The organism is Daejeonella sp. JGW-45 (genome assembly GCF_029360805.1).
Taxonomy (GTDB): domain Bacteria; phylum Bacteroidota; class Bacteroidia; order Sphingobacteriales; family Sphingobacteriaceae; genus Daejeonella.
In genome coordinates, this window is sequence record NZ_JARKNC010000006.1 from 337,686 (window position 1) to 359,921 (window position 22,236).

At 46.5% G+C, this 22,236-nt stretch carries 12 protein-coding genes; 7 read left to right on the forward strand and 5 right to left on the reverse strand.

What is annotated here, in order from left to right; all coding sequences use genetic code 11:
• Positions 1-98: 98 nt before the first annotated feature.
• A complete protein-coding gene (locus P2W76_RS08960; RefSeq protein ID WP_276347404.1) occupies positions 99-2,042 on the forward strand; it encodes a KUP/HAK/KT family potassium transporter in 1,944 nt (647 codons plus the stop codon).
• A 366-nt stretch (positions 2,043-2,408) separates the two neighbouring features.
• On the opposite strand, the gene P2W76_RS08965 is transcribed toward P2W76_RS08960, so the two are convergent.
• The 4 genes from P2W76_RS08965 to P2W76_RS08980 all read right to left on the reverse strand — a co-directional run bounded on the left by P2W76_RS08965 (position 2,409) and on the right by P2W76_RS08980 (position 10,711).
• Entirely contained in the window at positions 2,409-4,082 is a 1,674-nt protein-coding gene (locus tag P2W76_RS08965; protein WP_276347405.1) for an amino acid permease, read from the reverse strand.
• 186 nt (positions 4,083-4,268) lie between these two features.
• Positions 4,269-6,176 (reverse strand): SusD/RagB family nutrient-binding outer membrane lipoprotein, encoded by a 1,908-nt coding sequence (locus P2W76_RS08970; protein ID WP_276347407.1) that lies wholly within the window; start codon positions 6,174-6,176, stop codon positions 4,269-4,271.
• A 139-nt stretch (positions 6,177-6,315) separates the two neighbouring features.
• Positions 6,316-9,426 carry a SusC/RagA family TonB-linked outer membrane protein gene (locus P2W76_RS08975; protein WP_276347408.1) on the reverse strand — a complete coding sequence of 1,037 codons (3,111 nt, stop codon included), beginning with the start codon at positions 9,424-9,426 and terminating at the stop codon, positions 6,316-6,318.
• 94 nt (positions 9,427-9,520) lie between these two features.
• Entirely contained in the window at positions 9,521-10,711 is a 1,191-nt protein-coding gene (locus tag P2W76_RS08980; protein WP_276347410.1) for an ROK family protein, read from the reverse strand.
• 623 nt (positions 10,712-11,334) lie between these two features.
• Between P2W76_RS08980 and P2W76_RS08985 the strand changes: the two genes are divergently transcribed.
• The gene (locus P2W76_RS08985; RefSeq protein ID WP_276347411.1) at positions 11,335-11,991 is read left to right on the forward strand and encodes a phosphatase PAP2 family protein; all 657 of its coding nucleotides are present in this window, start codon (positions 11,335-11,337) and stop codon (positions 11,989-11,991) included.
• 10 nt (positions 11,992-12,001) lie between these two features.
• Here P2W76_RS08985 and P2W76_RS08990 read toward each other — a convergent pair whose 3' ends face one another.
• Positions 12,002-12,655: a hypothetical protein gene (locus tag P2W76_RS08990; RefSeq protein ID WP_276347413.1), complete on the reverse strand. Its 654-nt coding sequence runs from the start codon at positions 12,653-12,655 to the stop codon at positions 12,002-12,004.
• A 447-nt stretch (positions 12,656-13,102) separates the two neighbouring features.
• On the opposite strand from P2W76_RS08990, the gene P2W76_RS08995 reads away from it, so the two are divergent.
• From P2W76_RS08995 to P2W76_RS09015, 5 genes are all read left to right on the forward strand, one after another.
• Positions 13,103-13,693, forward strand: a complete 591-nt coding sequence (locus tag P2W76_RS08995) for an RNA polymerase sigma-70 factor (RefSeq protein ID WP_276347414.1) — start codon at positions 13,103-13,105, stop codon at positions 13,691-13,693.
• Positions 13,694-13,770: 77 nt separating this feature from the next.
• Positions 13,771-14,907 carry a FecR family protein gene (locus tag P2W76_RS09000; RefSeq protein WP_276347415.1) on the forward strand — a complete coding sequence of 379 codons (1,137 nt, stop codon included), beginning with the start codon at positions 13,771-13,773 and terminating at the stop codon, positions 14,905-14,907.
• A 175-nt stretch (positions 14,908-15,082) separates the two neighbouring features.
• Complete coding sequence (locus tag P2W76_RS09005) at positions 15,083-18,433, forward strand: SusC/RagA family TonB-linked outer membrane protein (RefSeq protein WP_276347416.1); 3,351 nt, start codon at positions 15,083-15,085, stop codon at positions 18,431-18,433.
• Positions 18,434-18,473: 40 nt separating this feature from the next.
• Positions 18,474-20,033 (forward strand): SusD/RagB family nutrient-binding outer membrane lipoprotein, encoded by a 1,560-nt coding sequence (locus P2W76_RS09010; RefSeq protein WP_276347417.1) that lies wholly within the window; start codon positions 18,474-18,476, stop codon positions 20,031-20,033.
• A 26-nt stretch (positions 20,034-20,059) separates the two neighbouring features.
• On the forward strand, positions 20,060-22,183 hold the full coding sequence (locus P2W76_RS09015) for a hypothetical protein (RefSeq protein ID WP_276347418.1): 2,124 nt from the start codon (positions 20,060-20,062) through the stop codon (positions 22,181-22,183).
• The last annotated feature ends 53 nt before the right edge of the window (positions 22,184-22,236 follow it).

Consider the following 22,236-nt stretch of genomic DNA (forward strand, 5'->3'; position numbering starts at 1 on the left):
CTGCTGAAATTACGGAAAACCCCAGATAATTAAACATAAATTTCTGAAGGTTGTTTAATTGTTTTTAACGTGTACTTTTGTGACATAGATTTATCAGCGTGTCAAATTTAAAAAACCTCCATAAACTATCTGCAGCAGGTTTATTATTAAGTTTAGGGATTATTTACGGTGATATAGGAACGTCGCCTTTATACGTTTTTAAAGCCATCGTCGGTGATCGAACCATAACGAGCGACCTGATTTTAGGGGGGTTATCCTGCATATTTTGGACCCTGACTTTACAGACCACAATAAAGTATGTGATAATTACGTTACGCGCCGATAACAAAGGGGAGGGTGGAATACTATCGCTTTTCTCACTTGTTAAGAAGAAGGCCAAGTGGCTGGTGATCCCCGCTATGATCGGCGGCTCGGCATTGCTGGCCGATGGAATGATCACTCCTCCAATCACAGTGTCAGCAGCGATTGAGGGACTAAGGGTTCTTAAAGGCTATGAGGATATTCCGACGGTACCTATCGTTATTATCATCATTTCTATTCTTTTTCTAGTCCAGCAGTTTGGAACGTCCATTATCGGGAAGGCCTTCGGACCCATTATGTCGGTCTGGTTTGGCATGATGGCTGTGCTGGGCAGCATTTATCTCGTACAGCTTCCTGAGATATTGAAGGCTGTTAATCCGTATTACGCTTATGCGCTTTTGTCGGCAAATCCGAACGCCCTGTTCATTCTCGGCGCAGTATTTTTATGTACTACCGGAGCAGAAGCGCTTTATTCTGATCTGGGCCATTGCGGACGGGCAAACATTCGCATAAGCTGGATCTTTGTTAAAACCTGCCTCCTTCTAAATTATTTCGGGCAGGGAGTATGGTTATGGCAGCACCTGGGCGGTTCCTTAGGAAAGACCGAAAATCCATTTTACAGCATTATGCCTGCAGAGTTCCGGATTTTTGGGATCTGTATCGCGACGGCCGCGGCTGTTATCGCCAGTCAGGCAATGATATCGGGTTCTTTTACTGTGATATCTGAAGCGGTGCGTTTAAATCTCTGGCCAAAGGTGAAGATTAATTATCCAAGCAATCAGAAGGGACAGCTATATGTTCCATCCATCAATATCCTCTTGTGGGTAGGATGTATCATTGTGGTTCTTATTTTCCGTGAGTCAGCAAATATGGAAGGGGCGTATGGCCTTGCTATAAACCTGACGTTCCTCATGACCACCATCCTGGTAGCTGCTTATCTCAAAAGAAAGAAATTCCCAAATTATATCATTGCAATATTCCTGAGTATCTACGGAATCATAGAGCTGGGATTCCTCGTGGCTAATATGGCAAAATTTATGCACGGTGGCTGGTTTACGATATTGTTAGCCTCGATGATCCTATCAGTGATGTGGGCCTGGTCTTCTGCCCGCAGGATCAAGAACCGCTTTGTGAAGTTCGTGGAGATTGATTCCTATTATACTATTCTGAAGGAACTGAGCGATGATCAGTCGGTGCCGAAATATGCCTCACAGCTGGTGTATCTGACCAGTGCGAACTTCAATTCGGAAATTGAATCCAAGATCATGTATTCGATCCTGCAAAAGCAGCCGAAGCGGGCAGATGTATATTGGCTCGTCCATGTCGATGTAACTGATGAACCATTTACCCGTGATTATAAAGTGGATTTCCTGATTCCTAATAAGCTGATACGTATCGATTTTAAACTTGGTTTCCGGGTGGAGCAGCAGATCAATGTCTTCTTCCGGAAGGTGGTGGAAGAACTGGTAAAAAACGGCGAAGTTGATATTACCAGTAGGTATAAATCACTCAATAAGCACAGGATAATAGGCGATTTCAGGTTTATTGTGCTGGAGAAGGTCTTGTCGAAATCCAATGTTCTTACCTTTGTCGAGAGGTTTATCATGGACTACTATTTCATCCTGAAAAAGTTCTCCCTTTCTGAAGAGCGTGGCTTCGGGCTGGATATCAGTTTTGTAACGATCGAACGTGTTCCGCTGATCGTGTCATCGCAGGATGATATCGGGTTGACGAGGCTGTAGTCCCTCGCTGCGTTCGGGATACAGCCGACCCTCTAGGGGTCGCATGTTTATAGATGAATGCATTCACCTATACCCGACCCCGAGGGTGCCCGCCCGGATTAACACCGTTCGGACGGGGTCGTATGTGCTGGATTGAATGATAATGTGTTTATCACATGCGACCGCCCTTCGGGGTCGGTAAAACGCGCTAAATAATTTTCTGGAAACATTTGACTCCTTCGGAGTCAGTGAATCTGTCTCAATAGGTTGCATTTAGCAAAAGGACATCAAAATCCCTTAACTTCATGACATTGGCCGCAGTGAGCCTCCTCACCCTTTTATAATTTCAAAAACACCTGCCATCCCGAACGTAGCGAGGGACCTACCTCATAGCTCCTGCTTCACATTCAGCTTACTCTTACGATACCCATAGGTGAAATAAATGATCAGCCCTAAACCAAGCCATATCAGGAACCTCAGCCAGTTGGTATAGCCAAGCTCTGTCATCAGGTATAAACAGCTCAGGAGGCCTAAAACAGGTATCAGCGAAAGTTTTTTGACAAAGGACAATACCGACATCACTACTGCAGCGATAAGAAACAAAAAATAGGGAAGCTTATCTTTATAGACATGCCAGTCGCCGTCATATTGAAACAGGGACTGGATCTGAGTGCGGAAGACAATAAACAGGAAAATCATTAATGCCGGCACAATATAACGGCTGCTGATATACGGTATCCGGAAGCGTTTGTGATTGGCGTCGGCAGGGGACTCCCGGGGTAAAAGCAGCACCCCTCCGCAAACGAGCACGAAAGCAAACAAGGTTCCGATGCTGGTCAGGTCGGTAACCTCAGTGAGGTTCATAAAGAGCGCGGGTATGGCCACCAGGCAGCCCGTTACAATGGTAGCAAACCAGGGAGTTTTATATTTGGGATGAATGCTTGAGAATTTTTCAGGCAGCAGTCCGTCACGGCTCATGGCCATCCAGATCCGGGGCTGGCCCATCTGGAAGATCAGCAGTACGCTTGCTGTGGCTATTACCGCGCTAACCGAGATCACGTAACTGACGTTGTCAAGTCCGACGCTCTTAAAAACAAAAGCCAGCGGATCTTCCACCTGCAGGTATTGATAATTAACCATGCCGGTTAGGACCAGGGCAACCAGGATGTAGAGAACGGTACAGATGACCAGGGAATATATCATGCCTTTGGGCAGGTCGCGCTGCGGATCCTTACATTCCTCGGCGGTAGTTGATATTGCATCAAACCCGATGTACGCAAAGAAAACCCCCGATACGCCTTTCATCATACCTTCGAAGCCATTCGGCATAAACGGGTCCCAGTTGGCCGGGGTGACATAGAAAAGACCCAGCATAATTACGCCGACAACTACCCCGACTTTAAGGATAACCATCGCATTAGTAGCTTTTTTCGTTTCACGGATGCCAATGTAGACCAGGTAGGTGATGAGAAAGACGATGCCGAGCGCGGGCAGGTCGGCAATAAGTTTGAAGCTGCCCGGTCCGGGTGCTGTATCCCAGGCCCGGGCGGCAAATTTTACTTTGTCACTTATAGCGCTCAGATTGCCGCCGGCGGCTAAAACCTCCGCATGAGCGTTTGCAGCCGAGAGGTAATCCATTGTCAGGTAAGCCGGAATATGTATGTTAAATCCTGCTAAGAGGTTGGTGAAATATTCGCTCCATGATATTGCAACAGCGATATTTCCAATTGCATATTCCATCAGGAGATCCCAGCCGATTATCCATGCGATCAGCTCGCCGAACGAAGCATACGCATAGGTGTAAGCGCTTCCAGCCACGGGTATCCTGGATGCAAACTCAGCATAGCATAGGGCGGAGAACCCGCAGGTAATGGCTGTGATTACAAATAAGAGACTTACTCCCGGGCCTCCGTGAAAAGACGCGTTACCGATGGTGGAGAAAATGCCGGCGCCGACCACCGCAGCTATGCCCATGAAAGTAAGGTCTTTTACCGTGAGGATCCTTCGCAAGCCCTGTTCCGCTACTTCAGAATCTGAAAAACCGGCGTGTCGGTCTGCCATTATCCGGTCAATAGATTTTTTACGAAAAAAGGTCCCGGCCATATTGCATGAGGTGATTTACCATCAAACTTAAAAATTTATTCGGATTGATGGGGGTGAATTTGCAAAGGTAATTGATGGGTAAGCAAATAAAAAAAGGCCGCTAAAAATATCTATTCTTAGCAGCCTTCAAACGGTTAGTTTTAATTACTTCTTAGCCCACCATAACGGGGTAAGCACGGCATCTTCGCCTCCTAAAAACCCTACAGCCTGAGCATAGCCGGCAGCATTACTGTTTTTAAGCCCGGAAGGATATCTTAGCCTTTGCGGGAAATTTTTCACGCTATTGGTCATGAAGTTGCCTGAGGTTAGGTTTGGCAAATTAACCAGGGGATTTTCAATTGCCGGGTTCTCAAAGAACGGAAGACCAAGCCTGCGGTGATCACTCCACGTTTCCAAAGGCAGCCATGGAGTTTGCGCGATGAATTTCTGGGTGATGATCTTGGTCAGCAGGTCATTTTTTACTGCGCCAGCTTTATAAATGGTATTGTCCGGATATTTGATCTGAACCGTGCCGGTGGTGTTGGTATAGCCATCTTTATAGTCCATCGCATGGGTGGCAGGCGGCTCAGTGGTATGATCCCAGCTGGCCGAAGTACCATTATTGTTATAAGCTGTGGAAGTTAAGTAGGCAGTGCTCTGCGCGCCCACGCCCCAATGATCCAGATTGGCTTTTACACCTGCTTCGTAAGCTGCTTTGCCTGACATAGGTACAGTCCAGCCCCGCACGGCAGCTTCTGCTAAGAGAAAATAAGTTTCCCAGTTAGCGAAGAATATCCTTGAGCTGGCACTGGTCCTGAACTCGTTGGAAACACGCGGCATGGTACCGTTGAAAGCTCTTACGTTATTTTTGGAGCCGGGAGTTCCCCAGTCGCCGCTGGTGTATGCGTTCCAGGTATACTTCGCATCAATGGTTTGAAGTGTAGTGGTACCATTTGTCAGCGTGTTGGTCGTTGTTTTTGCAGTGTTATCCCAGGAAGGGTAACTGTTAAAATTCGGATTAGTTACATCACCGGGAATGATAAATGTTTTAAAGGCTCGCGGATCTACTTTGTTTGGCAAACCGTCCAGCCAATATCCTGCAAAAGGATCGTTGGTCTTCGTGGTAAAGTGATCCAGGTAACGCAGCCCGATATAGTTATCCGGCTTAACCGCCGGCTGCAACGCTGCACCCACCTGGGTGGCTGCAGGGATACCTCCCAGGTTAAAAGTGATGTTCCGGTAAGCCGCGCTCATGATCTGAGCGTTCCATTCGCGGCTCATTACACCTGTCAGCGCATCCCATCCCGGACGCTCTTTAATTGTAAACATCTGATCGGCACCGGTTAATAGCGGCTGACTGGCAGCTTCTTCAAACGAAGCTTTGGCCTTGGCGGCGTCTACCTCCGACAGGCGCATAGATAATCTCAAACGCAATGAGTTAGCATATCTTTTCCATTTATCATAGTCATAGGCAAATGCAGGGTCTTGTTTCTTGACAGCATCCGGATTGACCACACTCATATCCAGTTTTGATGTGGCGTCTTTCAACTCGTCCAGTAAGTGATAGTAAACATCCTTTACACTGGAGAACTCGGGGTTTTTACCCTGGAAGCCGTTAATGGGAATAGGTCCGAAATTATCGGCCAGCTCGCTCATCAGGTAGGCGCGCCAGATCCGGGCAACCTGGACCAGGTTTTTTGTGTAGGCTTTACTTGTACCTTTGGCAATTTGGTCATTCCCCACCTCGATGGCAGAATTGGCGTGGTTCAGCCAGCCGGACATGTAGCCTCCGCCGTAGTAGTCAGACGACCATCCGTCATCGTAGCCGCCGCTTGAAATTCCGCCGCCCATTTGCTGGCGTCCTGCAGTTTTCCAGTAAAGTACGAATACACGCTCTGCAATATGCGGATCCTGCTGCGCAGAGATGATACTGTTGTTAATAAAATAGTCAACCTGCACCTGGTCGCTGTTAGCTGCCAGGGGGTTGTTATTGATCTCGTCGAACTTGTTACATGATGATGCCGTTACTAAAGCGGCAGCCAGTAAACATGTTCCTATATATCTATTTTTCATCTTGTATATAATTTGGTTTTCAATGGTGATGAAGCCTGTCCGAACGGCGTTCAGCCGGGCGGGCTATCATGATTTAATGTTTATACCCCTGCGGGCTTTGGCAAAATCATGATGGTTTCATCTTGTAATTTTTTAAAGATTAAAATCCTAATCCCAGGTTAAATAATATCGTGCGCATTGTCGGCAGTCCTGCGTTCTCAAAACCTACAGCATTACTGTTAGTAGCATAGATCGACTCCGGGTCAATGCCTCTCATGTGACTTTTTATCATCCACACGTTGTTGGCTGACACCCCGATCTTCGCGCTTTTCACCGGCGAAGTTCCCAGCAGTTTACGCGGTAAGGTGTAGCTAAGCTGAATGTTTCTCAGCCGGACGTTAGTTGCATCATAAATGTTTGCCTCAGAAATACCCAGGTTATTTGCCGTGGCAACACCAACCCAGTAAAGCTGCGGAGTTACCGCTGTGGTATTAGGAGTATAGCCGCCGGTACCGTTAGACTTTACACCTGGTGCTACAAAGCTTTCTCTCGTACCGCCCGGAGCTGTTATAGCCGCAGTTCCTGCAGCCTGCATGGCTACCTGTGTGCCGGAGAATATCTCGCCGCCGATTCTTGCATCAACAAGGAACGACAGGCCAATACCTTTATAATCGAATGAGTTGGTGAAGCCTACCAGTGCTTTAGCCTGCTGGTTTCCTAATTTCACAATTTCCGGGTCGCGGGTTGGAACTCCGTTAGCATTCAGGATAACCTGGCCAAAATATGGGCTGGCGGGGTCTTTCACGCGTGAGTAGCGGGTGCCATAAATATCGCCGTATTTCTCGCCTACAACTGCAAGTACTGATACATCATCAAAGCCACCTAGTGCGTAGCGGTTGATCCCCGGATATAGTGATTCGATGGTGTTGTTATTTCGTGAGAAGTTGAACGAGGTAGCCCAGTTGAAGCCGTTTGGTTTCTCAATAACACGGCCGTCTAACACGATCTCAAAGCCCGTGTTCTGGATATCGCCCGCGTTTATTTTCATCGCTGTGTACCCGCTTTGAGCATCCATCGGCAAATCGATCAGCTGCCGGGTGGCGTTTGATTTATAGTAAGAGAAGTCTAATCCTAAGCGGCCTTTAATGAACCTCATCTCGGCACCTAATTCCAGGGATTTGATCAGCTCGCTCCGGACGGTTGGATCATACAGCACCGAATTTCTTCCCGCTGTAGTATTTCCGTTGGGGTCTTTGCCGATGTTGAAGGTGTTGTACAACTGGTAAGGGGCAAGGTCGTTACCTACCTGTGCATAAGACGCTCTTAACTTACCGTAGTTGAACCAGTCAGGCAAAGTACTGCCCATATTGGTCATCATTTCGGTAAACACGTATGATAAACTCACTGAAGGATAGAAGAATGAACGGTTTGCCGGGCTCAGGGTTGATGACCAGTCGTTCCTGAAAGTCGCATCCAGGTACAGGAATCCGTCATAGCTTAGTTGTCCGCTGCCATATACAGAGTTGATCCTGCGCCTTGAGACGCTTTCGCTGACCCCTGCAGGGCTTACACCATTATTCAGTGAAAACAGGTTGGGAACAACCAGCAAGCCTACGCTTGAACTCAGTGAAGTGAATTCAGTCGCCATAAGGTTACCGCCCAGGGTAAGCATACCGCCCACCTTGCCGAAAAGGTTGTCCTTCCGTGCAGTTACCATGGTGCTGAAATTAGTTTCTGAAAACGTTTGTTTACCCATGCCATAACGGCCGCTTGCAGCAATCGGGCTGCCGGCGTAAACGTGGGAGTTGGTATTCGTAGTATATAGATCGGCTCCGCCTTTTACTTCAGCATTCAGCCAGCTGTTAAAATTATATTTAACCGAACCGGTCATAATGAAACGGTCCCTTGAATCTTCGTTCAGATTATACTGCCTGTTCCAGTAAGGATTAATGGCGTTTCCGCTGCCCGGATACCAGAGCATATTGCCGGAAGCGTTTGTGGCGGATTCGAAATCTCTCACATCCATAGAGCGCGGCAGCATGTACAGTACATAGGCGCTGCTGTTGTCGCGGCCACCCTGCGGCCTGTTGTTGGCTGTGGAATTACTGTATTGGATCTTGGTATCAGTTACCCAGCGTTCGTTGGCGCCGAATTTGCTCACTGCCCTTGCAGTCAGGTTATTACGTACGAGTTTCGTGCCCGGTACAATACCTTCGTCCTCCAGCCGATTGAAAGAGCTGTACACCGAAGTGTTCTTGTATAGCTGCTGGAAGGCAATGCTATTATTGAAGTTTGAACCCGGCTGCATATAATTGCTCACGTTATCATAGGTCGTCAGGTTAGCAGGCTGTCCATTCCAGTTTGTGACGGCCTGCCCGGTGGCCTGCGGCCCCCAGCTCGTGGTTAACTGCGCATTATAAGTACCGTTATTACCCTGACCGAACGAGTCCTGAACCTCCGGGTTTGTGAAGATATTGGAGATGCCATAGGTGCTGGATACGGTAATACCCAGGCCGTCCTGTGCGCGTCCGGATTTTGTGGTGATCAAGATAACCCCGTTGCCCGCACGTGAACCGTACAGAGCAGCGGCAGAAGGCCCTTTCAGCACAGAAAGCGTCTCAATATCATCCGGGTTTATATCCGCAATACCGTTACCCCTGTCTAAAGCCCTGTTCCAGTAGCCATTGTCCGGTGCTCCGGTAAAGTTATCGATCGGCACTCCGTCCACAACGATCAGCGGCTGATTACTTCCAGTAAGCGAATTACTTCCGCGGAGTAAGATCTTTGAAGATCCGGCAGGCCCGTCACTTGACCTGACCACCTGCAAACCGGCGATCTTTCCGGTGAGCGTATTAGCCAGGTTGGGTTCTTTAGCTGAAACTAATGTTTCTCCCTTGACTTCCTGCACGCCGTATCCCAGCGATTTTCTCTCTCGCTTGATCCCTAACGCGGTAATAACTACCTCGCCGAGCTCACTGTCTGACGACGTAAGTGTTACGTCAATTGTTTGCTGTGTACCGACTGTGATTTCCTGCCTGGCAGAACCTACCATGGTAAAGACGAGTATGTCGCTTGGACTCGCCGAAACCGAAAACTTTCCACCTGCGTCAGTCTGGGTTACTCTGGTTGTACCTTTGACTGTAACGTTAACTCCGGGAACCGGCCCCGAATTGTCCCTTACCGTTCCGGTAATGGTTCTTTGCGCAAATGCAGTAATGCTCAGCATGATGAGCATCAACACACTTAAACACCTTAAGTAGTTTTTTTTCATGTTGTTGTTGTTTTAATTGATCGTGGTTAGTTGTTTATAATTGGTCTTTTATCGTATATATTCTTTAACCGGGTGTACCGGCCATTATTTTAATTTATTCATACAGGCTGTTCTCTACCACCAGGCTGGCGGCAGCCAGCAATTCGGCGTTATCTGCCAATGTTGATAAGGCAATTCTGGTTTGATCAGCTATACGGGGTATGCAAAATTCATTGATGGCCTGCTGTATTGCCGGGAGTAACATTTTACCTGCCCGGGCACCCCGGCCGCTAAGCACGATACATTCCGGGTTCAGGATATGGATTAATGTGGATAAGCCCTTTCCTAATTGGAAGCAGGCGGTAGAAAGAATGGATATTGCCAATGGGTCTTGTTGAACAACTGCGTCTAAAAAATGATCGCCATAGTGTTTTGATCGGTCCTTAAAGAGCTTGTTCATACTTGATTCAGTCCCCTCTGCAAGTGCCGCCTTTGCTTTTTCGACCATCACCCATAGGGAAGTATCTACTTCCAGGCAGCCCCGTTTACCGCATGAACAGAGATTGTTGGTTGTTGAGAGGGGGATATGACTAAATTCTCCGGCATAGCCCGTACTGCCGCGGTACAGGTTGCCCTTCATAATTATTCCCAAACCTGTTCCCCAGCCCACGTTAACTACCAGGGCATCCTGCATTCCTTCTGCCTCACCGAAATGGAGCTCGGCCAGGGTGATCAGACTTGAGTCGTTGTCGATGAACACTGGCAAGGCTAGTTCTTCCGTCAGGTAATCAGCCAGGTTAGCTCCGCTAGGAGTGGGTAAGTGAGAGTTATTAATTCCTTTTTCGGCATTTACAAGCCCGGGCATTCCTATCCCTATACCTAATAAGGCTATCCTGTCGATACCGGACTTTTGAATACTGGTATTAATAAACGTGATAAGTTTATTCACGGCCTGGTGATCTTCGCTGATATTGAGATTGAGCAGCTGAAGCTTCAATACGATCTCGTTGGCCAAATTGAAGATCACCAAACGGGTGATCAACTGGTCCATAGCCACAGCCACGATATATTTCTGCTTAGCCGGATTATTTAAAAACATTAGTGGTCTGCGGCCACCTGTTGAGGGGGCTAGACCCTGTTTCTTAATGTATTTGTCTTCTATTAATGAATTCACAGTAGAAGTGACCAGCGGCAGGCTTCGTTGTGTGAGCTTGCTCAGATCGGTTAAGGAAAGTGTCTTTTTATAATAGAGATATTTAATGATATCCGCTCTGAGGCGTTGGCCGTTTTCAACTTTTACAGACATTTTTGATCTTCTTAAATCAAACTTAATAAAATAAAATAAAAGATCTCAAATCTTTTTAATAATTTTATAAAGATGATTTAAATTCTGCATTCATAGGCATAGGCGATATAAAATTTTATTTATGTCTGTTTTGTAGAATAAATAGGATGTTTGGTGCGGTAGTGTATCTGAGGTCAGGAGCTCCTGGAAGGCATCGGACATATATGAAGCTTGCTCAAGCCCCTTGGCGCCCTACCGTGTACCCACTTTATATTTTTAATCAATGCAATGACCCGGAACGGGTCAAATGTTTATAAAACATCTTTCTAGCCCGAAACCCCGACCCCGAAGGTGGTCGCATGTGTCGTTTTGTTACATGCGACCACCTTCGGGGTCGACAAACTCGTTATTAATGCTTCACTATAAACATTTGACCCACTTCGGGGTCAGCTTGGCGGGTGACTTTATATCGCTTTTGTAGAATAAACAGAGAGTTTTTCAGAGGTATGAGGTATGATGGATTTCCGACATTTGATATCCGTTGTGCTTCTCCGCCCAGCTCATACCTCATACCTCATACCTCATACCTCATACCTTCTTACTATTAAAAATTCTTTAATTTTGAATACACAACAAGCTTAAAAATGCGCAAAAGCTTTCGGGACATACTTCGGGAACATATTACCTTCATTATCCCATTCTTAATCCTGGTGATCATATGTTTCGTCATTCTATTGACGAACGCTAAGGCCGAACTATTTCTCAGAACTAATGTCTACCACAATGCGTTTTTTGATGAGTTCTTTAAAATATGTACTCTTTTGGGGGATGTGGTAACCACCCTTGTTATTTGCATAGCAATGCTGTTTATCAGGTACCGTTTTGCGGTCCTCACTTTTTTGGCTTATGCCTATTCATCGGTTATTGTTCAGATCCTGAAAAGAATATTCGATTCACCACGGCCAAGCAAGTTCTTTGAAGGGTTGAATCCTATCCGCACCATCGAGGGATATCCGCTGTACGAATGGAATAGCTTTCCATCCGGGCACAGCACCAATGCATTTACATTGGCGGTTGTGTTATCATTCATATTGTCCCATCGAAGCCGGCATTGGATCATTATCCCAATAGCGGTGCTCACTGCTTTTTCAAGGGTCTACCTGGCGCAGCATTTCTTCCAGGATGTTTTTGCGGGAGCTGTTCTCGGGGTGGTTTTAACTTTTCAGCTGATCTGGTGCCTGGAGAACACCGAATGGTACCATTCTCCGACGCTGGACGGTAGTTTATTGAAAAGGAGATAGAGTGCCGCTCTCAAATTCTTCTCCTTCGAACCAGAAACACAATTAAAGCCAGTAAAATTATTCCTCCCGGGATAGCCCAGTAGAGGTATTTTTTACTTGCAGCGTTATTGCTGTTGATCTCGTCGCTGGTAAACTGGTCTTTTTTATTTAAACTTTCGTTTACCTGGATAGAGTTAAAAAACTTCTCTTTTTCAGGCACTGCAAACTGGGAATGCAGATCCTGGTAGAGAAATTCGAAAATATAGGTTGCACTGCTGGCATGTAAAAGCCTGAAGTTCCGATACAGAACCCCGCTTCCGGTATCGATCTGAAGTGTAAAATCCTTTACCTTGAGCTCGCCCAGCAAGCCATTTTTTTCATCTTTAATGACGGATCCCGTTGATACTGTCCTTACATTATTAATATAGTCGTCGTAATACTGTTGAAGGTGTTTATCTTTTTCGATATCCGGTGTCACCATAGGATCATCCGGCGTCTTAAAAATCAGGATGGTTCCCCATGGGCTTACAGCAACAAGGCTGTATTTATCGTTTTTCTCAGTCTTATTAAATCCTTTCGGAAGTTTTACTGAAACAGCGCTGTCGATCCGGACGGTTTCCCATTCCTGAGAATAGGAGGTATTCGACAGAATAAAAAGGGCTAGTGTCAGGAATATTGCTTTCATGGGGAGGGGTATTGCAAGAAGTGTGCCTTAGAAGTTGAGAGTTGAGAGTTGAGAGTTGAAAGTTGAAAGTGGAAAGTTGAAAACTGAAAGTGAACTAAAGAGTATGTTCAGATAACTGTGTTAATGTATAACACAGATGGGTGTTTGGCGGTGCTCGTCCCCGACTGGATCGGGGATCTCGTTATGATACCGCGGCTTCCGCCGCAGGTTATTACTGGGACATTCAGCCTGCATGTTAATTACGATCTAAATACCTATTTTGGTAACCGTTTATATAATGACACAGTTAATTGAGCACTACCACACAGCGTTTAGACGCTTTCAACTCTCAACTTTCAACTTTCCACTTTTAACCCGATAGCTATCGGGTTTCCACTTTCAACTTTTAACAAACTCCGCCAGTTTAAAAATTGCATTTTTTAAAATTTTAGGTAAATTGAGTCTGCGATGGCCGACTACTCAAAACTATGTGATTCTGAACTTCAGCACCTCCTGATCATGGGGGATACTTACGCATTCACTGAAATTTATAATCGATATAAAGGGGTCTTGCATCAGCATGCATTGAATATGCTTAAGGACAGGGATGAAGCAAAAGATGTACTCCAGGAATTATTCACTAATCTGTGGGTTAATCGCGAGTCGATACATGTACAATCAAATCTATCCGGGTATTTGTACACCGGCGTTCGCAATAGGGTGCTGACCATGATCGCTCACCGGCAGGTGGAATCGAAGTATATATCGTCATTGGGCGATTTTATTAATAAGGGTGAGTTTATAACAGATCATCGTGTCCGCGAGCGCCAGCTCGCTGAGCTTATTGAAAAGGAGATAGATGCTTTGCCCGGAAAGATGCGGGAGGTTTTCCGGCTGAGCAGGATCTCAAACTTAAGCCATAAGGAAATTGCTGAGGAGCTTTCTATATCGGAACAAACCGTCCGGACCCAGGTGAGGAATGCTTTAAGGCTTCTTCGGGTAAAACTGGGTTTGCTAACCCTATTCTCAGTTCTTTTGAATATCCGGCATCCTTTTTAGATCAGATACTTTTTTTTAAAAAATACCTACCCCATCCCCGGGTGTCTTCCAGTCTATATATTATTGACACCCAATGAATGGACAGAAACGAAATCATCAACCTACTGAAGAGGTATAATTCAGGTAACTGCTCCGACGAGGAGAAGGCTATAATAGAATCCTGGTATTTACAGTACAGGGATAATTCAGCCGCCAGTTTGACTGAAGAGGAAAGACTAGACGATCTTCAGAGCGTGTTTGATGCGCTGCCTTTACCTCAGAATGCCAGGAGATATCGTGTGCTTCCGCTCTACAAAATAGCAGCTGCTGTGGCTGCAGTATTTATCGTGGTACTTGGGATATATTTTTATAGGTCACAACAGACGGATACCCGGCTTGCACAGGTCATAGAAACGAAAATAGTTCCGGGCGGAACCAAAGCGACACTTACCTTATCAGATGGTTCGAGAATAATATTGGATGACGCTGAAACGGGAGTTTTAGCCAGCCAGTCAGGCGTATCTATTCAAAAAACTGCAGACGGCCAGCTGATATATTCGGTTTCCAATTCAACAGCGCCGGCCGCGCAATCGGGGAACGAACTAATGTATAATACTATTGAAACCCCCGTAGGCGGAAGCTACCAGATCAATTTGCCCGATGGCACAAAGGTATGGTTAAATGCCGCGTCGAGCCTGAGCTTTCCGACTAAGTTCAGCGATGGATCACGTGTTGTGAAGCTCACCGGAGAAGCTTATTTCGAGGTGGCCAAAAATAAGCATATGCCTTTTTCGGTGAAATTTAACAAGCAGGTCGTTGAAGTGCTTGGGACGCAGTTTAATATAAACTCTTATACTGATGAGGGGGCTGATAAAACTACTTTATTTGAAGGCTCAGTCAGGCTCAGTCAGGGCAGCAAGCAGGTTGTGTTAAAGCCGGGGCAGCAGGCGGTTTATGAAAAGGATGAAATGAAGGTTAAGGATACTGATCTTGAAGAAGCTCTCGCCTGGAAAAATGGGTACTTTATGTTTAAGAATGAAAACATTAAGAGCATAATGAGAAAAATTGCCCGCTGGTACGATGTTGAGGTTAGCTACAGCGGTAATATACCTGATATTGGATTTGGCGGTACTATTTCCCGCTCGACAGATATTACAGAGGTTCTTAATGCACTTCAGTTAACCAATTCGATACATTTTAAGATTGAGGGAAGGAGGATTACGGTTATGCCATAGTGATACTATAGCAATTCATGAAAAACCAGGAACGTTTGCACCGCTCCTGGCCTGTAGCATGGGTTGCAGAACAGAATATTTTGCGAACAATCATTCCTAAACCCAAACGATCAAATATATGAATATTTATTCTTATGCCTCGTACAAGCCATCTGGATATGTTAAAATTCTACTGATGATAAAACTTACGTTTGTTATATTGATCACCGCACTTCTTCAAATGAGCAGCGCTGCTTCATACTCGCAAACAGTAACCTTAAGATTTAAAAATGCAAAGCTCGAAACGGTCTTAAAGGAGATCCGGGCACAAGCCGGGGTAGATCTGGTCTACGCTGTTCCGGACGTTACTGAAGCCAGGCCGGTAAATATAAACGTAAGCAGGGCCTCATTAAAGGAGGCTCTTGAGAAATGTTTTGTTGACCAGTCTTTAACTTATACGCTAAGTAATAACATAGTCGTAGTTAAGAAGAAGACTAATCTTATTCCTCCCAAAGTATTCCCCGAGACTAAGACAACGGCAGTTGAGGCTGATCCGCCGATCATTGTCACCGGTGAGGTGAAGGATGCTGAGGGAATCACTCTTCCCGGGGTGAGTGTAAAGATCAAGGGAACTACGCTCGGAACCTCTACAGACGTAAACGGAAAGTATTCTATTACGGTGCCGGATAATTCAAGTGTATTGGTATTTACTTATATCGGGTACCTCACTCAGGAGGTAGCAGTTAATGGTCGAAGTTCCATTGATGTCCGGCTTGAAGTTACTGATACTGCTTTAGGAGAAGTGGTTGTCACTGCTCTCGGTATCGAGCGGGAGGCCAAATCTCTCTCATACTCAGCGCAGACGCTCACAGCAGATAAGCTGAATGAGGCAAAAGAAACTAACTTGATCAACTCCCTGCAGGGAAAGGTAGCCGGGGTCACAATTACCCGCAATGCTACAGGCCCCGGAAGCTCCTCCAAAGTCGTTCTGCGCGGAAACCGGTCAATAACAGGAAATAATCAGCCGCTATACGTGATAGATGGAGTTCCCATGGACAATACAAGCCGGGAGCAGGGTGTGGGTGGCAGTAATGGAGGCCGGGATGGAGGTGACGGAATAGGAATGATCAATAGCGATGACATCGAAACCATGACAATTCTGAAAGGAGCATCTGCCGCTGCCTTATATGGAAGTCAGGGGCAAAATGGTGCAATAATCATTACTACAAAAAGGGGAAAGGCAGGCAAGATCGCGGTTGATTTTATCTCAAATGCTTCATTTGATCAACCGAACATCATGCCTGAACTGCAAACCGCGTACGGTCAGGGAAACCAGGGCTTATACTCCGCGGTGTCTGAAAGTAGCTGGGGCCCTGAAATTGCCGGACAACAAGTTACATTATGGAACGGTAGCCAGGTGAATATGACCGCTTATCCTGACCGGATCAAGGATTTCTACAGAACTGCCGGGAATTATACCAATACCGTCGGTGTAAGCGGGGGCAGCGAAAAGCTCCGCACATACTTGTCTTACGGTAATACTCAGGCTGAAGGTATCCTGAGAAATCATGAGTACCGGAGAAATAATCTTGACCTCAAGGTCGAAAACGATATCAGCTCAAAACTTTCTCTTTTCGGCAAGATATCCTATATACTGGAAGATGTGGACAACAAGCCATTTACAAGTGAACGGAACGACGCTACATCAAGAATATACTATGCCCCTGTTTCTATTCCACCGGCTGAGATGCAGAAGTATGAATATTTTGATGCCCTGAACAACAGAAAGCAAAGCTACTGGAGTCCCGGCTCCCTGTTCCTGGGGAATCCCTACTGGACGCTTAACAGGCAGTTGTTTTTCGAGCATAAAGACAGGGTATTAGGATTGTTCTCGGCAAAATACCGGTTCACAGACTGGCTGGATCTCCAGGTACGGGCAAGTGTAGATCAGACGATCGAGGACACCGAGGAAAAGCTGTATGAAGACTCGTATAATTTACTCGGCTACGGCGAGGTATTTACCTTGTATAACGGCAAGCGCAAATCGACGAATCTGGATGCACTTCTTTCGGTAAAAAGGGACATAACCAAACATATCGATGTGTCAGGACACCTTGGTGCGTCAATACAGGAAAGTAAGTACGAATCAGTACAGTCTCTGGCAAACGGGCTGAATAAGCAGGACTATTTTTTCATGAGCAATGCGCAGAACCCGCAAAATATAAATTCCTATGGCCGGACTCCACAGGTTCAGTCATTGTACGGGACGGCAACTGTCGCTTTCAAAGACTACCTGTATCTTGATGTAACTGCGAGAAACGACTGGTCTTCGGCTCTGCCGAAAGAGAATCAATCTTATTTCTATCCGTCGCTGGGCCTGACCGGCATTATCTCCGATATGGTTAAACTTCCCAACTGGGTCTCCTATGGAAAAGCCAGGATAACCCTGGCAAGTGCCGGATACGGTGGTACAGAGTATCTTACAGATAATTATTATGCAGTGGGGGTCGGCGGGGTCATAACTCCACCCTTAACCAGGTCTCTCGGAAATTACAAACCTGAAATTACAAACACGTTTGAAGCCGGCCTGGACTGGAGATTCTTCGGGAGCCGCTTAGGCTTCGATGTTACCTATTATAAGAGTCATACCAAGAACCAGTTGATCACCCTTTCTGTACCCAATGCCAGCTTATTCAGAAATGAATATATAAATGCCGGGCTGATCCGGAACAGTGGGATAGAACTTATGCTGAACGGAACCCCGGTGAAAACGAATGATTTTTCATGGAATATAATGCTTAATTATTCAAAGAACGTAAACAAGGTTGTCAAATTAACAGACGAGCTGAAAACAGTTGTTCTTGGGGATGACCGCCAAGTATTGCAGACAGTATCAGAGGGCGGAACCTACGGTGAGATGTATATGGCAGAATGGAAAAAGGACGCTCAGGGCCGCCTTTTAGTATCTCCCGCAGGAATTCCTTTGGTGGTAACAGCCAAAACAGCATATGCCGGCAATTATAATCCTGACTACCTGTTGGGAGTATCCAATTCATTTAACCTGTCCGGCTTATCGCTGAGCTTTTTACTCGACTACAGGCATGGTGGAACCGTGGTTGGCGGTACCCAGGCAGCCATGGATGCAAACGGCACTTCGGTAAATTCCTTATTTGGTAGGGAGGGCGGTATTGTACTGGACGCCTATACTGAGGCAGGGGTCAAGAATACAAAATCTATTTCATCTGAAGCCTATTTCCAGGCAGTTGGGAACAGGACCCCCGTAAAGGACTTGTATGCATATTCCGGCACCAATCTGAGACTGAGGGAAGTAGCTCTTGGCTATAGCATTCCGGTCGATTTCGTAAAAAAATCCGGGTTCATTCAGTCGGCAAAGCTTTCTCTGGTAGGGCGAAATTTATATTTCTTCAAACGGGATGCGCCATTTGACCCTGAAATTGCAACTGCTGTTTCAAACAGGGGAGGGATCGAGTATGCTTCACTGCCATCGACAAGAAACATTGGTTTAAACCTGAAACTGTCGTTTTAAAAAGGGTCGAATTATTATTGGTTTTAACAAGTAATTAATCATGGAAAATTTTACTATAAAGTTCGGTATACGAAAATTTGCCTGTCTGATACTGATGGTCTGCATCTTATCGCCTGGTTGTACCGATGATTTCGAAGAAATAAACACCAAACCAAGCGGATTGAAAACTCTGGATCCCTCGGATGTGAGGAGCCTTTTCCCTTCAGCTCAGTACAATGTGTTTACTGAACGAACCGGTTACAACTGGCAGACGATGACCATGCTGTTCGCCGGAATGTATTCCCAGCACTTTGCCGGGGTACAGCCCGCCCAGGAATCGCATCGTTATGTAATTGTTCAGCGCTGGATGGATATATGGCCTGCTACCTACACCAATGTCATGTCTAATCTGCAAAGTATCATTGAAAACACTGACAGTAAAGAACCTACTTTAAATGCCATAGCCAGAATATGGAAGGTGGTTACCTTGCAGCGGCTGACCGATTACTTCGGGCCTATTCCATATTCCCAGATCGGGACGAAGGAGCGAAGCATCAGATATGATGCTCAGAAAGATATCTATTACGATTTCTTTAAGGAACTGGATGAAGCCACAGTCTTATTGAAAAACAATATGGCGCGGGTGTCTTTTGCAGATAAGGATCTGCTTTACCAGGGAGACAATGCAAAGTGGCTGAGATTTGCAAATTCGCTGCGTTTGAGGCTGGCGATCAGGATCTCGAATGTTGAACCGGCCAAGGCGAAAGAGGAAGCGGAAAAGGCGTTCGCCGGAGGAGTGATGATGGCAGTTGGAGACGGTGCCTATATCAAATCTTCATCGGATTTTCCTCACGGGCTGAATGCTCATATTGCCAGGAACAATAGCCGGATGAGCGCAACCATGGAAAGCATTCAGAAGGGCTATAATGATCCGCGCATGCAAGTGTACTGGAGTCCGGCTCCCAGTGACGGCCAGTACCGGGGAATAAGGAACGGTATGACAGTTGCCGATCAGAATTTGCCGGTGCATTCAAGAACTAATCTATCTAACGTGGGACTCAAATATTCACCGTCCACCGCGAACACTACACCTATGGTATGCATGTATGCTTCAGAAGTCTACTTCCTCAGGGCTGAGGGAGCGTTGAACGGCTGGAACATGGGTGGAAATGCAAAGGACCTGTATGAAAAGGGCATCGAAACCTCAATGAACGAGCACGGAATTACCAATAGTGCCACGATAAGCACTTATACTAACGGGACAACAGGTGCGAGTGCACTGAACGATATGTACAAAAGCCCGCCTGTGACTACCGTTCCTGTTAAGTTCTCTGCCGATGTCAAAATTCAAAGGGAACAGATCGGAACGCAGAAGTGGCTGGCATTGTTCCCCGAACCTCATGAAGCATGGGCGGAAATCAGAAGATCAGGATATCCCAGATTTTATCCTCTGCTGAATTCGCAGAATCCGGATATAGCACCTGACAAAATGATCCGCAGGATCTCCTTTTTGGATCGGGAAATTATTGCTAACGGGGAGGCTGTTAAAGCTGCGGTACCTCTTCTGGGTGGGCCTGATAACGTAGCAACCCCCCTTTGGTGGGATAAAAACCCGAAATAGCGATTAGAAAGCTTTAACTCCACTGCATGAAAGTATCAATTAAAAAATTAATGATGAAGAAGGAAAGAGATCCTTCATCTGTAGAACACTCGCACGAGCAAGCAGGCGGCCCCGACCATATATCAGGCCAGGCCCCTTTTGCCCCGCGCAGGGCTTTTCTTGGTAAAGCTTTGCTTGGATTTGCAGGTTTAGCTTTGCCTGTCCCGGCCTTACCGGCTTCGAAACGCGGTAAAGGCGATGCCGGGACACCAGGCTGGGAAAGCTTGCAGCCTAAAGAAGCATCTTACTGGGATCGTACCGACCGGTTTGAGGAAAAATTGGACGCTCTCCAGTCGGCATGGGACCGTAAGGACTACCGCCTGGCAAGCGCCATCTCAAATTCATTAAGAATAAGCGGAATTCAGGCGCAGTCAGATCATGCCGGGGTTTCGGCACCCGACTCAGCTTCGACTGATTTTTCAGAAGTTTCCGCACTTCCTGAACCCCTCCGGAAATGGGCCAAAGGATGGAAATATTTCAAAGTGATCAGTCTTGAACAGGTAAGTAAGCCGAAAAGGACAATTTCGCCGGAAGCCGAACTTCTGGGGTACCCGGTTAATAATATCCCTGATCCGCAGTTTAGGAGCCACGAACCCGTAGAGTTATCCCTGGCTTTTAAATCTGCGCAGGTTAGGTCGCCAAGTCGTGAAATACGTTTAGCAAAGTTAGAAGGCGGCCGTTTGGCCGAAACCCCTTCACAGGTTTATGACGAAGTGAGAAGGGGCGATTCATGGCACTGCAAGCTTGCATTTCTCGCTGAGAGTAACGGAGCCGTCAAGAATGTTTATCTGGTGTTCTTTGGCAATCCGGATGCAGAGCTTCCCGCCTATGTTTCCGACCTGGAAACAGAAGGTGACGGTTACGCCCTGGATATACAAAACGACTTTTTCAGAATTAAGCTGTCACGCCAGACAGGTCAGATCGAAAGCATTTTCTTTAAAAGAGAGCGCGGTCTTGAGCTCTATTCGGGGGGATATGGCCATGGTGAGCCTCCGGGCCTGGATTGGTCGCATGATTATATTTCGCAGGGATATTTTCAGAAGCTCAGAACAACTTTATGGGATGAGTGCCCCGACTATGAGATAATTCGCGGGCCTGTGTGTACAATAGTCAGAAGATGGGGCTTTCCTTATTCGCCCATACATCCGGTATTTTCCCCGAGTCGTATCAATATGTATGTAGAATACAGGTTTTACTCAGGAGTACCCTATTTCATTAAGTCCAGCAAGTTCACTGCATTGAAAGAACTTGTGGTCGATAATCTGCGGGATGATGAATGGGTATTTACAGGTCAGGCCTTTACTAACAAGCTATGGGTCAGTAAGGACGGGAAAGTGAATTTGGGGGAACCGGACGCGAAAAGCAAAAATAATCTTTGGGGTACAGGTTTTTACCATGACGACAACATGGATTCAATCATCGGGCTGTTTCTGGACCATAGAGCGGAAGGATTGGACTCGATCAATCACTCAGGGCAGCCCGTACTTGTTAACAAATGGCATGGCCAGCTTTGGAGCAGGGCGGTTTTGGGGCAGAATACTACGGTACCTGCCGGTTCAACCCTGTATCAGAAGAATGCTTATCTGGTAATTCCATTTACTGAATCCAATGGGCCGGCTATCGTGGAGGATGTGAGGGAGGAATTGATTAATCCCCTCCGCATAAAAGCCGGTAAACTTCCTGTGCTGACAAAAAATGAGACGGTCTCAGGAGCTCTAGCCCGTGCCGGAGAGGCTGGGGACTCGATCATTCCTAAAGAATCCTTATGGAAGGCATTAGAAATGGCGAAAGATGGACAGTTTCTGAGCGGAACGCCTGTTTCAGGCTTGTTAAGCGTAGTCGAACTGGGATTCGTATATGATCTTGCCGTCGATGGCGGCACTGTAACTGTCATATTTGCGATGCCTCACAGGGGCAGGCCGAGGGCAGAATATTTTGAGTCAGGGTCAAGTTCTCATGTAAGTTATAAAGGTTCTCTAAATGTGCCGCAGGCATTATTGACTGTCCCGGGGGTAAAGAAAGTGGTCTTTCAGCAGACCTGGTATCCGGTGTGGACGTCAAACCTGATCACAGACGAGGGCAGGAAAAAGCTGCAGCTGCCGGCAATATGATCTCTTAACAGCCCGGGCCGGGATCAACCAGATTATTTAAGCAGGCTTATATG